Source organism: Streptomyces sp. NPDC041784 (assembly GCF_055591025.1).
In genome coordinates, this window is record NZ_JBVJAB010000008.1 from 346,118 (window position 1) to 359,929 (window position 13,812).

The 13,812-nt window shown below is 68.7% G+C and carries 13 protein-coding genes; 3 read left to right on the plus strand and 10 right to left on the minus strand.

Features of this window, described 5'->3' with window-relative positions:
• Positions 1-15: 15 nt before the first annotated feature.
• The 6 genes from prcA to arc all read right to left on the minus strand — a co-directional run bounded on the left by prcA (position 16) and on the right by arc (position 6,160).
• Entirely contained in the window at positions 16-753 is a 738-nt protein-coding gene (gene prcA, locus ACZ6D7_RS20225; RefSeq protein ID WP_469492131.1) for a proteasome subunit alpha, read from the minus strand.
• A gap of 63 nt (positions 754-816) precedes the next feature.
• On the minus strand, positions 817-1,662 hold the full coding sequence (gene prcB / locus ACZ6D7_RS20230; RefSeq protein WP_469492133.1) for a proteasome subunit beta: 846 nt from the start codon (positions 1,660-1,662) through the stop codon (positions 817-819).
• On the minus strand, positions 1,614-2,189 hold the full coding sequence (locus tag ACZ6D7_RS20235; protein ID WP_469492226.1) for an endonuclease VII domain-containing protein: 576 nt from the start codon (positions 2,187-2,189) through the stop codon (positions 1,614-1,616). The genes prcB and ACZ6D7_RS20235 overlap by 49 nt, the downstream gene beginning before the upstream one ends.
• Before the next feature lie 50 nt (positions 2,190-2,239).
• On the minus strand, positions 2,240-2,458 hold the full coding sequence (locus tag ACZ6D7_RS20240) for a ubiquitin-like protein Pup (protein ID WP_469492228.1): 219 nt from the start codon (positions 2,456-2,458) through the stop codon (positions 2,240-2,242).
• 189 nt (positions 2,459-2,647) lie between these two features.
• The gene (gene dop / locus ACZ6D7_RS20245; RefSeq protein WP_469492135.1) at positions 2,648-4,159 is read right to left on the minus strand and encodes a depupylase/deamidase Dop; all 1,512 of its coding nucleotides are present in this window, start codon (positions 4,157-4,159) and stop codon (positions 2,648-2,650) included.
• A gap of 234 nt (positions 4,160-4,393) precedes the next feature.
• A complete protein-coding gene (gene arc / locus ACZ6D7_RS20250; RefSeq protein ID WP_469492137.1) occupies positions 4,394-6,160 on the minus strand; it encodes a proteasome ATPase in 1,767 nt (588 codons plus the stop codon).
• A 243-nt stretch (positions 6,161-6,403) separates the two neighbouring features.
• Here arc and ACZ6D7_RS20255 point away from each other — a divergent pair, with 243 nt between their 5' ends.
• Positions 6,404-6,709, plus strand: coding sequence for a ferredoxin (locus tag ACZ6D7_RS20255; RefSeq protein WP_469492138.1), 306 nt, complete (start codon positions 6,404-6,406; stop codon positions 6,707-6,709).
• A 58-nt stretch (positions 6,710-6,767) separates the two neighbouring features.
• On the opposite strand, the gene ACZ6D7_RS20260 is transcribed toward ACZ6D7_RS20255, so the two are convergent.
• The 3 genes from ACZ6D7_RS20260 to ACZ6D7_RS20270 form a co-directional block, all read right to left on the minus strand.
• Positions 6,768-7,340, minus strand: coding sequence for a hypothetical protein (locus ACZ6D7_RS20260; protein ID WP_469492140.1), 573 nt, complete (start codon positions 7,338-7,340; stop codon positions 6,768-6,770).
• Positions 7,341-7,553: 213 nt separating this feature from the next.
• Positions 7,554-8,456 (minus strand): tRNA (adenine-N1)-methyltransferase, encoded by a 903-nt coding sequence (locus ACZ6D7_RS20265; protein WP_469492142.1) that lies wholly within the window; start codon positions 8,454-8,456, stop codon positions 7,554-7,556.
• Between the two features lie 58 nt (positions 8,457-8,514).
• Complete coding sequence (locus tag ACZ6D7_RS20270) at positions 8,515-10,200, minus strand: site-2 protease family protein (RefSeq protein WP_469492145.1); 1,686 nt, start codon at positions 10,198-10,200, stop codon at positions 8,515-8,517.
• 175 nt (positions 10,201-10,375) lie between these two features.
• On the opposite strand from ACZ6D7_RS20270, the gene ACZ6D7_RS20275 reads away from it, so the two are divergent.
• Together ACZ6D7_RS20275 and ACZ6D7_RS20280 are read left to right on the plus strand one after the other, a co-directional pair.
• Positions 10,376-11,368 (plus strand): RecB family exonuclease, encoded by a 993-nt coding sequence (locus tag ACZ6D7_RS20275; protein WP_469492147.1) that lies wholly within the window; start codon positions 10,376-10,378, stop codon positions 11,366-11,368.
• A 14-nt stretch (positions 11,369-11,382) separates the two neighbouring features.
• Positions 11,383-12,054, plus strand: coding sequence for a response regulator (locus ACZ6D7_RS20280; protein WP_030795478.1), 672 nt, complete (start codon positions 11,383-11,385; stop codon positions 12,052-12,054).
• Between the two features lie 138 nt (positions 12,055-12,192).
• Here ACZ6D7_RS20280 and ACZ6D7_RS20285 read toward each other — a convergent pair whose 3' ends face one another.
• Entirely contained in the window at positions 12,193-13,773 is a 1,581-nt protein-coding gene (locus ACZ6D7_RS20285; RefSeq protein ID WP_469492149.1) for an ABC transporter substrate-binding protein, read from the minus strand.
• Positions 13,774-13,812 lie beyond the last annotated feature (39 nt).

Sequence of the window (13,812 nt, forward strand, 5' to 3'; positions counted from 1 at the left end):
GAAACGGGGGAGGAATCACTCCTCGTCGGAACTCTCCGCCTCCGCGGCCGCACCGCCCGCCGCCAGCAGCCGTGACAGCTGCGGACCGACGATCCGCCTGAACTTCCGCGACTGCGGACGCGTACGGTCCAGCACCGCCACCTCCAGCCGCTCCGCGGGAATCTCCCGCTGCGTGCCATTGGTGTCCCGCGACAGAGCCTGCACCGCCAGCTTCAACGCCTCGGCCAGCGTCATGCCGTCCTGATGGCGCTGATCCAGATAACTGCTGATCTGCTCCGCATTACCACCGACCGCGACCGAACCGTGCTCGTCCACGATCGAACCGTCGTGCGGCAACCGATAGATCTGATCACCGTCCGGCGTGGCACCCACCTCGGCCACCACCAGCTCCACCTCGTACGGCTTCTCACCCGCCGAGGAGAAGATCGTGCCCAACGTCTGCGCGTACACGTTGGCCAGACCACGAGCCGTCACGTCGTCCCGGTCATAGGTGTAACCACGCAGATCCGCGTACCGGACACCACCGATCCGAAGATTCTCGTACTCGTTGTACTTACCGGCGGCCGCGAAACCGATCCGGTCGTAGATCTCACTGAACTTGTGCAACGCACGGGACGGGTTCTCGCCGACGAAGACGATGCCGTCGGCGTACTGGAGCACGACCAGACTGCGGCCACGGGCAATACCCTTGCGCGCGTACTCCGCGCGATCGGCCATCGCCTGCTGAGGTGAGACATAGAACGGCGTCGACACCGGCTATCCATCCCTTTCTGTCGAAGTCACTGGATCACCTGGGACAAGAACAGGGCCCGCCCACTACAGCAGGGCGGCCCGCGGGCCGTCCGGCTGCTCCAGGCGGCGCTCGAGGATGGAACGGGCGATCTCTGAGGACTCCTCCTCCGTCAGCCTGCGGAAACCGTCCTCGGTGATCACGGTGACGATCGGGTAGATCCGGCGGGCGACATCGGGACCACCGGTCGCCGAGTCGTCATCGGCCGCGTCGTAGAGAGCCTGCACCACCAGCATGGTGGCCTCGGCCTCCGACAGGTCGCCACGGAACAGCTTCTTCATCGCACCACGCGCGAAAACCGAGCCCGAACCCGTCGCGGCGAAATTGTGCTCCTCCGAACGGCCACCCGTGACGTCGTACGAGAAGATCCGGCCCTTGCCACGATCCACGTCGAACCCGGCGAACAACGGCACGACCGCCAGACCCTGCATGGCCATGCCCAGATTGGACCGGATCATCGTCGACAACCGGTTCGCCTTGCCCTCCAGCGAGAGCTGCGCCCCCTCGACCTTCTCGAAGTGCTCCAGCTCCAGCTGGAACAGCTTCACCATCTCGACGGCGAGACCCGCGGTGCCGGCGATACCGACGGCCGAGTACTCGTCCGCCGGGAACACCTTCTCGATGTCCCGCTGCGCGATCACATTGCCCATGGTGGCCCGCCGGTCACCGGCGAGAACCACACCGCCCGGGAACGTGACCCCCACGATGGTCGTCCCGTGCGGCGCCTCGATCACGCCCTGCATGGGGGGCAGCTGCCGGTTGCCGGGCAGCATCTCGGGCTGGTGCTCGGAGAGAAAGTCCATGAAGGAGGACGACCCAGGCGTCAGGAAGGCAGCTGGTAGACGCCCGGTGCTACGAGTGTTGGCTTCCACGAAGTTCCCTCCAGGTAGGCAGCTGCCCGACGAACAGCGTCGGGATCATCTCCCAACTTGCCGATGGCCGAATTGCAGTTGAAGCACAGTACGCCACGGACCCTACCCGTCTCGTGGCAATGATCCACATGTACGGCAGGAGCTTTCAGGCAGATCACGCAGAGCCCCATCTGAGAGGCGACCATCGCGTCACGCTCGGCTTCGGTGAGGCCGTAGTTGCGCTTCAGGTGACCCGCACGCCCTTTTGTTGCTCGACATGCCTTGCAGCTCGTGGAGAGTCCGTCGGAAGCCGTTGCATTGCGGTGCCACTCACTGTGCGGCTTGATCTCCTCACAGCTGCGACAGAATTTGTGGCCCGGGAGTGTCTCTGTGCGTGGCCGGACGTTCTTCCCTTTTGCCAGTTGCCGGGCCTGATGATAGGCCGCCCAGCACCCCCGACAGTAGGCCTGCAGCCCATCACGAGTCGCCCTGTTAGCAGCGAAGGCTGCCCGCGGTTTGGACTCCCCGCACCGCGAGCAACGCTTCACACTCTCTTCATTCTTCACCCGAGAGCCCCCCGAAGCCTTGGATTCGAAGGCTACTCGCCGCCCTTCTGAACGAAACTTCGAACGAAGTCCTCGGCATTCTCCTCGAGGACATCGTCAATCTCGTCCAGCACGGAGTCCACGTCATCGCTCAGCTTCTCGTGGCGCTCCTTGAGGTCCTCGGAGCCCTGCGCTTCCGCCGCCTGCTCCTCGACCTCCTCGGTGGAGCGCGTGGCCTTCTGCTGCCCGCCGCCGGTGTCCTTGGTCGCCATAACCTTCACCCCGCTCAGTTCGCCCGACATGGTCGACAGGTCGGCATTCCTGCCGATCGGTGGTGATCAGACCCTACAAGGAGGGTCCGACATCGGCCCCGTAGTTGTTCCAACGTACGAGAGCCATCTCGATGATTCCCTCGCGGCGGGGTTTCCACCCCGTTCGCAAGGCCGCGTCCGCGGGCCCGCTCAGCCGCCCGACAGGACCCTGACCAGGTCTTCTGCCGTGCGGCAGCGGTCCAGCAGCTCCTTGACGTGATTTCGCGTTCCGCGAAGCGGTTCGAGGGTTGGGACGCGCTGGAGGCTGTCGCGGCCGGGCAGGTCGAAGATCACCGAGTCCCAGGAGGCCGCGGCGACGTCGTCGGCGTACTGCTCCAGGCAGCGGCCGCGGAAGTACGCGCGGGTGTCCTCCGGGGGCTTCGACTTCGCCCGCTCGACCTCCGGCTCGTCCAGGAGCCGCTTCATCCGCCCGCGGGCCGCGAGGCGGTTGTAGAGGCCCTTGTCGGCCCGTACGTCGGCGTACTGGAGGTCGACGAGGTGCAGGCGCGCGGCGTCCCAGTCGAGGCCGTCACGGCGCCGGTAGCCCTCCATCAGTTCGCGTTTGGCGACCCAGTCCAGTTCGCCGGCGAGGCTCATGTGGTCGTTCTCGAGGCGGGTGAGGGTGTCCTCCCAGCGGGCGAGGACGTCCTTGGTCTGGTCGTCGGCGTCGGCGCCGAAGCGCTCCTCCACGTATTTGCGCGAGAGTTCGTAGTACTCCATCTGGAGCTGGACCGCGGTGAGTGTGCGGCCGCTGCGGAGCGTGACCAGTCGCTTGAGGGTCGGGTCGTGGGAGACCTGGTGGAGGGTGCGTACGGGCTGGTCGACGGCCAGGTCCACAGCGATGAAGCCGTCCTCGATCATGGAGAGGACGAGGGCCGTGGTGCCGAGCTTGAGGTAGGTGGAGATCTCGGAGAGGTTCGCGTCGCCGATGATCACGTGGAGGCGGCGGTACTTCTCCGCGTCGGCGTGGGGTTCGTCCCGGGTGTTGATGATCGGGCGCTTCAGCGTGGTCTCCAGTCCGACCTCGACCTCGAAGTAGTCGGCGCGCTGGCTGAGCTGGAAGCCGTGTTCGTGGCCGTCCTGGCCGATGCCGACGCGGCCGGCGCCGGCGAAGACCTGGCGGGAGACGAAGAAGGGGGTCAGGTGGCGCACGATGTCCGAGAAGGCGGTCTCCCGCTTCATCAGGTAGTTCTCGTGCGTGCCGTAGGAGGCGCCCTTGTTGTCGGTGTTGTTCTTGTAGAGGTGGATCGGCTGGGCCCCGGGGAGCTGGGCGGCGCGTTCGGCCGCTTCGGCCATGATCCGCTCGCCGGCCTTGTCCCAGAGGACGGCGTCGCGGGGGTTGGTGACCTCGGGGGAGCTGTATTCGGGGTGGGCGTGGTCGACGTAGAGGCGGGCGCCGTTGGTGAGGATCACGTTGGCGAGGCCGATGTCCTCGTCGGTGAGCTGGCTGGCGTCGGCGGCCTCGCGGGCGAGGTCGAAGCCTCGCGCGTCCCGTAGCGGGTTCTCCTCCTCGAAGTCCCAGCGGGCCCGGCGGGCCCGGTGCATCGCCGCGGCGTAGGCGTTGACGATCTGGGACGAGGTGAGCATGGCATTGGCATTGGGGTGGCCGGGGACGGAGATCCCGTACTCCGTCTCGATGCCCATTACTCGCCGTACGGTCATGCGGCCCTCCTTGCCCGGCGGCACCCTCGGTCGTGGGCGCCGCTCAGATACCGGTGGTGCTCCGGTGCGTGTGCGGTGCCCGTCCCCGCACTGCGCGACCCGGCGGTACGGAAGAGCCTAGAACGCCTCTGCGCTGGTGGGGAGATCATTTGCGTCATTGCCTTGCTCCAGACGTGGCCTGAAAAACAGGCGGCTGCGGGTACCCGGAGAGGGCACCCGCAGCCGCCCCTGTTTTTACAGGTACTGTCCGGTGTTCGCCACCGTGTCGATGGAGCGTCCGGTGTCCGCGCCCTGCTTTCCGGTGATGAGCGTACGGATGTAGACGATCCGTTCGCCCTTCTTTCCGGAGATGCGGGCCCAGTCGTCGGGGTTGGTGGTGTTGGGCAGGTCCTCGTTCTCCTTGAACTCGTCCACGCATGCCTGGAGGAGGTGGGAGACGCGGAGGCCCTTCTGGTTCTTCTCGAGGAAGTCCTTGATCGCCATTTTCTTGGCGCGGCCCACGATGTTCTCGATCATGGCGCCGGAGTTGAAGTCCTTGAAGTAGAGGACTTCCTTGTCGCCGTTGGCGTAGGTGACTTCCAGGAAGCGGTTTTCCTCGGATTCGGCGTACATGTGTTCCACTGCCGTCTGGATCATGCTCTGGACGGTGGTGGTCTTGTCGTTGCCGTGTTCGCCGACGTCGTCGGAGTGCAGCGGGAGGCGTTCGGTGAGGTACTTGCCGAAGATGTCCTTCGCGGCCTCGGCGTCCGGGCGCTCGATCTTGATCTTCACGTCGAGGCGGCCGGGGCGCAGGATGGCCGGGTCGATCATGTCCTCGCGGTTGGAGGCGCCGATCACGACCACGTTCTGGAGGCCTTCCACGCCGTCGATCTCGGCGAGCAGCTGGGGGACGATGGTGTTCTCCACGTCCGAGCTGACGCCGGAGCCGCGGGTGCGGAAGAGGGATTCCATCTCGTCGAAGAAGACGATGACGGGGGTGCCCTCGCTGGCCTTCTCGCGGGCACGCTGGAAGACGAGGCGGATCTGCCGCTCGGTCTCGCCGACGTACTTGTTGAGGAGCTCGGGGCCCTTGATGTTGAGGAAGAAGCTCTTGCCGGTGGCCTGGCCGGTGACCTCGGCGACCTTTTTGGCCAGTGAGTTGGCGACGGCCTTGGCGATGAGTGTCTTGCCGCATCCGGGGGGGCCGTAGAGCAGGACGCCCTTGGGGGGGCGCAGTTCGTGCTCCTTGAAGAGGTCGGGGTACAGGTAGGGGAGCTCGACCGCGTCGCGGATGGCCTCGATCTGGCCGCCGAGGCCGCCGATCTGTTCGTAGCCGATGTCCGGGACCTCTTCGAGGACGAGTTCCTCGACCTCGCTCTTGGGAACGATCTCGTAGACGTAGCCGGAGCGGGGTTCGAGCAGGAGGGCGTCGCCGGGGCGGATGGTGACGTCCAGCAGCGGCTCGGCGAGCCTGACCACCCGTTCCTCGTCGGTGTGCCCGATGACCAGGGCGCGCTCGCCGTCCTCGAGGATCTCCTTGAGGGTGACGATGTCCCCGACCCGCTCGTACTCCATGGCCTCGACCACGTTGAGCGCTTCGTTGAGCATGACTTCCTGGCCGCGTCGGAGCTCGTCGAGCTCGACGCCGGGGCTGACGTTCACGCGGAGTTTGCGGCCTCCGGTGAAGATGTCGGCCGTGCCGTCCTCGTTCGCCGCGAGGAAGACACCGAAGCCGGCCGGTGGCTGAGCGAGCCGGTCGACTTCCTCCTTGAGGGCCACGATCTGGTCGCGGGCCTCACGGAGCGTGTTCGCGAGTCGCTCGTTCTGGGCGGACACGCCGGCCAGGTTGGTCTGCAGTTCGACGATCCGCTCTTCGAGAATCCTCGTGTGCCGCGGAGAGTCGGCGAGCTTGCGTCGCAGGACGGCGATCTCCTGCTCAAGGTAGGCGATCTGCCCGGCGGGGTCATCGGACCCTCGTCCCGGGCGGATGCCGCGGTTCATGTCGTCGTCGTGGGCTGCCACGGTCCTCACCTCCTCCAAGGGGAGCTGGACGCTTCCAGACCCTACCTGGGTGGGTGTCGATTGAAACCCCTAGATCACAAAGACTGTCGAGGTGTGTCCGATCTTCACCCTTGCGCTCTCCCTCACGCCAGGGGAATACCCACCGAACATGATTGGAAAGCGGCCGAGGGTAGGGTCGAAGTGTTCAACACCCGTCAGAGCCTGCATCGTTCCCGTGCGGCTCGGCACTAAACGGCAGGAGAGATGGGCGTGCAGCAGGAGGCCGAAGTCGGCGGCGAGGCGCTGGAGGTCTGGATCGACCAGGATCTCTGTACCGGCGACGGCATCTGTGCGCAGTACGCGCCGGAGGTGTTCGAGCTGGACATCGACGGTCTGGCGTACGTGAAGAGCGCGGACGACGAGTTGCTGCAGGACAAGGGGGCAACGGCTCCGGTGCCGTTGCCGCTGTTGACGGACGTGGTGGACTCGGCCCGGGAGTGTCCGGGCGACTGCATTCACGTGCGTCGGGTTTCGGACAGGGTCGAGGTCTACGGTCCCGACGCGGAGTGAGCGTGCCGGTACGGCCTGTCACGGTTGTCTGATTTCTCACAACCGGGTGTGGCCTGAATCAGACGCTGTGGGCACCGGCGGGTGTCGAGCGGACGAACATGTTGTCCTTCCACTGCCACTTGGCGGTCTCCTTGACGTCGGGGCAGCAACTGGGCACGTCCGCCGACGAGTAGCCGAGGAGTGTCGCGAGGACGGCTCCGTCGGTGACGGTGAGGCTCGTGACGGTGGTGCGTTCCTTCGGGTCGACGAGGGTGGCCACCACGCGCGCGTGGGTGCTTCCGGCACTCTGGGTGAGCACGTACACGGCGTCGGGCGGGGTGCCCATGGGGGCGTCGCAGTGGACCGCGGCGACCGTTTCGGGTGTGCCGTCGCCGTCCAGGTCGCCGCTCGCCTTCCGCATGACCAGTTCCTTGACCGGGCCGCACTCGATCGGGAAGTCGATTCCCGTGGTGGCGGGGGCGGTGGTGGTCACCGGCCGGGGGCCCGGGGTGGCGGGCTGTGCGGCCGTCGCCGCTCTCGGCTGGAGGAGCGAGGAGAGGACCACGACGCCGGCCACGGCGGTGGCGGTGGCGACCCAGTGGATCGGCCGGGTGTGGGTGTGGGCCAGTTCCGGTACGGCGGACTGCTGCACTAGGAGCGTCTCCTGGGGTGGCTGTGCCGGTGGGGGCGGGGTGGCCAGCATCGTGCCATACGTCACAGGGAGGCGGAACGGCGGGGTGCGGGATATCGGACGTCGAGGCGTGGTCCGGGGGTCGGCTCCAACACGAGGGCGCCGTGGCCGAGTTCCCGGGTGTTGCGGGAACTCGGCCACGGCGCCCTGTCGTTGAGGGGTACGGGCCCGTGGTCAGCGGCCGCTGCCGCCGTCGGCGTTGGGGCCGGCGTAGTCGTCGCCGTAGGCGCCCTTGGCGGGGCGGCGGCGACGCATGGGCGGCTCGACGCCGTCCGCGAGGCGGCGGGCGGTGAGGAGGAAGCCGGTGTGGCCGATCATGCGGTGGTCCGGGCGGACGGCCAGGCCCTCGATGTGCCAGTTGCGGATCATCGTCTCCCAGGCGGTCGGCTCGTTGAAGCAGCCGATCTCGCGGATGGACTCGACGGTCCGGGCGAGCTGGGTGGTGGTCGCGACGTAGCAGCAGAGGATGCCGCCGGGGACGAGCGCCTTGGACACGGCCTCCAGGCACTCCCAGGGGGCGAGCATGTCGAGGATGACGCGGTCCACGTCGGTGTCGGACAGGTTGTCCTGGAGGTCGCCGACGGTGAGCTGCCAGGCGGGGTGCGGGCCGCCGAAGTAGCGCTCCACGTTCTGCTGGGCGATCTCGGCGAAGTCCTCGCGGCGCTCGTAGGAGTGCAGCATGCCCTCGTCGCCGATGGCGCGCAGCAGGAAGCTGCTGAGCGAGCCGGAGCCGACGCCGGCTTCGACGACGCGCGCGCCGGGGAAGATGTCGGCGAAGGCGAGGATCTGTCCCGCGTCCTTCGGGTAGACGACGGCTGCCCCGCGGGGCATGGACAGGACGTAGTCGGGGAGCAGGGGGCGCAGCGCGAGGTAGGCGACGTTCCCGGTGGTGCGGACAACGCTGCCCTCGGGAGCACCGATCAGTTCGTCGTGCGGGAAGGAACCCTTGTGGGTGTGGAAGTTCTTCCCGGCCTCGAGTGTGAACGTGTAGTGGCGGCCCTTGGGGTCGGTCAGCTGAACCTGGTCCCCGACCTTGAAGGGCCCGCGCCTGCGGGCGGCACCGGTCGGTTCGGACATGTGAACAGCCTACCGGCGTTTGGCGGGGCCGCCGACCACCGTTGCGGGAGGGCGGTGCTCAGTTGGGGCGGGCCATGGCCTTGACGAAGGCGCGCTCGACGTCGGCGGCGGACAGGACGCCGTAGATCTCGCCGGTCTCCTCGACGACCAGGTACTCGGTGGCGGGGGTGGCGCGCAGGACGTCGAGGAGGTCTTCGCCGGCGAGTTCGGCGGAGACGCGCATGCCGTCGGTGAGGTCCTGGGCGAGGCCGCTGACGGCGACCCAGGGGCGGCGGTGTTCGGGGACGCCGACGATGGCGGCCTCGCGGACCAGAGAGAGCGGTTCGCCGTGGGCGTCGACGACGACGAGGGCGCGGGCTCCGGCGTCGTTGGCGCGGCGCAGGGCCTCGGAGAGCGGGGTGTCGGTCTCGACGGGGACCGCGCGGCGGGTCAGGGTGCGGGCGCGCAGTTCGGGGAGGTGCTCGCGCAGGCGGGCCATGCGCAGGCTGTTGCCGGCGCCGGTCCAGATGATCGCGGCGAGGATGGCGGCGAGCAGGGCGTCGGTGACGGTGTCCATGCCGACGCTGTCCTCGGCGCTGGAGCCGAGGGCGCCGGACTGGGTGAGCAGCGGCAGGCCGATCAGCACGGAGACCGCGAGGGCGCGGCCGACCCAGGCGGCGGCGATGGTGCCGCTCATGGGCTTGCCGGTGATCTTCCAGACGACGGCGCGGAGCATGCGGCCGCCGTCGAGGGGGAGGCCGGGCAGGAGGTTGAAGATCGCCACGATGAGGTTGGAGATCATCAGGCCGGCCAGCAGGACGCCGGGGACGGTGCCGGGCTCGACGGGCTGCATGGCGACGTAGAAGACGCCGGCGAGCACGAGGGAGAGCAGGGGGCCGACGAAGGCCAGCCAGAACTCGCGGCCCGGGGTCTCGGCCTCCTTCTCGATCTCGGAGACGCCGCCGAAGAACTGGAGCTGGATGCGGCGGACCGGGAGTTTGAAGCGGAGGGCGGCGATGGTGTGGGCGAGTTCGTGGATGAGTACGGAGGCGTAGAAGGCGACGGCGAAGAAGAGGGAGACCAGGTAGCGGGCGGCGCCCAGTTCGGGCAGCACGCGGTCCAGCTGGCCGCCGAAGACCCAGGTGATGAGCGCGGCGACGAGGAACCAGCTGGGCGCGACGTAGACGGGGACGCCGAAGGGCCGTCCCATCAGCAGGCCGCCGCGGGGCTGCTCCGGGGGGCGCTGGGGCGGGCGGCCCTTGGTGAGGGAGGGGCCGTCGCCGCCCTGGCCGCCGCCGGAAGGAGCGCCGCCGGAGGCGCCGTGCTCGTCGTGGGTGTCGGCGTGGGCGCGGGTGTGGTCGGTGGCGGGTCCGGGGGGCGCGGCCGGGGGCTCGTCGGTGCCGGGGGTCGCGGGGGCGGTGCAGGACAGCTCGGGCGTGGACGGTGTCTCGGGCGTGGACGGTGTCTCAGGCGTGGACGGTGTCTCGGGCGTCGGCGTGGGCGTCCGACCCGTACCACCGGGCTCGTCGGACGGCGCCGGTGCGGGGGCGTCCGAGGCCTGCGCCGGGGGCGTGGGCCCGTCGGTGTCGGGGTGGCCGTCCGTGGCCGTCTCGGCCCCGGAGCCGTCCGTGGCCCCGGCCGGGGCGTGCTCGTCGGCAGGCTGGGGGTCGGGGCTGGCCGTGGCCGGGGGTGTCGGTGTCGCGGGGTGCTCGGCCGACTCTTCGCTGTCCGGCCGCGGCCGCCCGCTCCCGCCGCTTTCCACCACGATGTCCCCTCGTTCGAAGCGTCTCCCGCTCCTGCCGGGCGGAAGGGTCTGTGACCGATGGTATGCGGCCGTCGGGACACGTTCCGCCCCGGCACCCCCTGTGTTTCCCGGGTCGTCGTGCCCATGCCCGGCCGGGACTGGGTGACTGTCAGTGGCGGGCCGTATGGTCTGGAGCATGGAGAGCAGCAGCGAGGGCGTCGCCGGGGCGGGCGACGAGGGCGGTGTGGTGGCCGGACAGGTGCCGGAGCCCGTGGTGGGGCAGGTGCCGGAGCCGGTGGCGGAGCAGGTGTCCGTGCCGGAGGCCAGGACGCCCGTGGCCATAGCGCCCACGTCGCTCTCACCGTCGCGGGCGGGCGACTTCATGCAGTGCCCGCTGCTGTACCGGTTCCGGGTCATCGACCGGCTGCCGGAGAAGCCGAGCCCCGCGGCGACCAAGGGCACGCTGGTGCACGCGGTCCTGGAGCGTCTCTTCGACGCCCCGGCCGCCGAGCGCACCGCGCCCCGGGCCAAGTCGCTGATCCCCGTCCAGTGGGACCGGCTGCGGGAGACGCGGCCGGAGGTGGTGGAGCTGTTCGCCGACGATCCGGAGGGCGAGCGGCTGGCAGGCTGGCTGGCGGAGGCGGAGCAGCTGGTCGAGCGCTGGTTCACGCTGGAGGATCCGACGCGGCTGGAGCCCGCCGAGCGGGAGCTGTTCGTGGAGACGGAGCTGGAGTCGGGGCTGCGGCTGCGCGGGATCATCGACCGGGTCGACGTGGCGCCCACCGGTGAGGTGCGGATCGTCGACTACAAGACGGGCAAGGCGCCCCGGGCGGAGTACGCCGACGGTGCGCTGTTCCAGATGAAGTTCTACGCCCTGGTGGTGTGGCGGCTGAAGCAGGTGATCCCGCGCCGGCTCCAGCTCGTCTATCTCGGCAGCGGTGACGTCCTGACGTACGACCCCGATCCGGCCGATCTTGAGCGGGTCGAGCGCAGGCTGCTCGCGCTGTGGGAGGCGATCCGGGAGGCGACGGAGACCGGGGACTGGCGGCCGCGGCGGACGAAGCTGTGCGGTTGGTGTGATCATCAGGCGCACTGTCCGGAGTTCGGCGGTACTCCCCCGCCGTATCCGCTGGCGGTGAGGGCGGCGGAGTCGGAGGCCGGTACGCAGGGCAGAATGGGGCCGGACTAGCGAAGGAGACTTACGTGGCCATCCGCGTCCTACTGGTCGACGACCAGCCGCTGCTGCGCACGGGCTTCCGGATGATTCTGGAGGCCGAGCAGGACATCGCGGTCGTCGGTGAGGCCGGAGACGGCCTGCAGGCTCTCGACCAGGTGCGGGCGCTTCAGCCCGATGTGGTGCTCATGGACATCCGTATGCCCCGGATGGACGGGGTCGAGGCGACCCGGCAGATCTCCGGGCCGGGGCGGGACGGACCGGCGAAGGTGCTGGTGCTGACCACCTTCGATCTCGACGAGTACGTGGTGGAGGCGCTGCGGGCCGGGGCGAGTGGCTTCCTGCTGAAGGACGCGCCGGCGAACGAACTGGTGCAGGCGATCCGGGTGGTGGCGTCCGGCGAGGCCATGCTGGCGCCGAGCATCACGCGCCGGCTGCTGGACAAGTACGCGACGCATCTGCCGTCGGGCGACGAGCCGGTGCCGAACACCCTGCACACGCTCACCGACCGTGAGGTGGAGGTGCTGAAGCTGGTGGCGCGGGGGTTGTCGAACGCGGAGATCGCCGCCGATCTGTTCGTCAGTGAGACCACCGTCAAGACGCATGTGGGGCATGTGCTGACCAAGCTGGGGCTGCGTGACCGGGTGCAGGCCGCGGTGTACGCGTACGAGAGCGGTCTGGTGCGCCCCGGCGCGCAGTGACGCGTGTCTTGGCGCGTGGCCTCGGCGTGCGGTGGCGCGTGCTGGAACGGCGCAGGGCGCCCCTTCCTCGTGAAGGGGCGCCCTGCGGCGTTCGGGCTCGGCCGGGGCCGGGGCCCGGGCCGGGTTCGCGGGTCTGGGTCAGCCCTTGCTGAGTTCCCAGAAGCGGAACACCGTCGAGGCGTCCAGGCAGTTCTCCAGGCCGTAGACGTTCTCGCCGACGACCGCGTACTGCTTGGCCTGCCAGAGGGGCAGCAGGGGCAGTTCCTCGGCGACGGTGTCCTGGAGTTCGGCGTAGTCCGCGTCGGTGGAGGAGCGGTCGCTCTGGGCCGCGGTGCGCGGGATGAGGGAGCCGGTGATCTTGCTGTTGGTGTAGTTGTTGTCCAGCACGTTGCCCTTGCCGAAGAAGGGCGCGGTGAAGTTGTCGGCGTCGGGGAAGTCCGGCACCCAGCCCTTCACGTACACGCCGTACTTGCCGTCGGCGATGTCCTTCTCGTACTGGTCGAAGGCGACGGACTTGACCTTGGCGTCGAACAGGCCGCTGGCGTTGAGCTGGTCGGCGATGGCCTCGAGTTCCTGGTCGGTGGCCGGGCCGTAGCGGGACGGGGTGGACCAGAGGGTGAGGTCGACCTTGCCGCTGATGCCCTCGTCCTTGAGCGCGGCGGCGGCCTTGGCCTGGGAGGGGCGGGCGCCGTAGCGGTCGAAGAAGGCGGTGTTGTGGCCCGCGATCCCGGCCGGGATGATCGAGTAGAGCGGGTCGGCCGTGCCCTCGTAGACGTTCTTGATGAGGGCCTCGCGGTCGACCAGGTAGGCGATGGCCTGGCGGACGCCGAGCTTTCCGGCGACGGGGTCGTCCATGTTGAAGACGAGGTGCTGGACCTCGGCGCTGCTGCCCTCGACGGCCTCGACCGCCGTGTCGGTGCTCTTGTCGATGTCGGCGATGTCGCCGGCGGTGAGGCCGCGGTAGGCGATGTCGATCTCGTTGTCGAGGAGGGCCTGCTTGAGGGCCTTCTGGTCGCCGCCGAAGAACTTGACGGTGACGCCGTCGTTCTGAGCCTCGTCGGCGGAGCCCTTGTAGTGCTCGTTGACGGTGAACACGGCCTCGTCGTCGCCGAAGGACTCCAGCTTGTAGGGGCCGGAGCCGACGGCGCCGCCGTCCTCGCGCAGGCCGTCGGCGTCGTACTCCTTGCTGTCGACGATGGAGCCGGCGCCGGAGGCGATCTTGCTGGGGAAGGTGGCGTCCGGGACCTTCAGCCGGAAGACGACGGTGCTGTCGTCCGGTGTCTCGACCTTGTCCAGCATGGGGAACATGATCGCGGGGCCGGAGTCGTCGTTGATCTTCAGCATGCGGTCGAAGGAGAACTTGACGTCCTTCGAGGTGAGCGCGTCACCGTTGCTGAACTTCAGTCCGTCCTTGAGCGTGCACTGGTACACCTTGGTCGCGGTGTCCGTGAAGGAGCACTCCTGGGCCGCGTCGGGCTCGGGTTCGGTGCCGCCCTTGGGGAAGCTCAGCAGCGACTGGAAGACGTTGTTGAACAACATCCAGGATCCGGGATCGTAGCCGGAGGCCGGATCCGTGGCGAGGATGTCGTCCGACATTCCGAGCACCACGGCGGAGCCGTCGCCGCCCGAGCCCCCGGTCTGGGTGCCGCAGCCGGTCAACAGGCCGGAGGCCAGCCCCGCCACGATAGGCAGGACTGGCCACTGGTTACGCATGTTCACGAAGTACCTTTGTCGTCGGATCCCGTCATACCGGGGCCA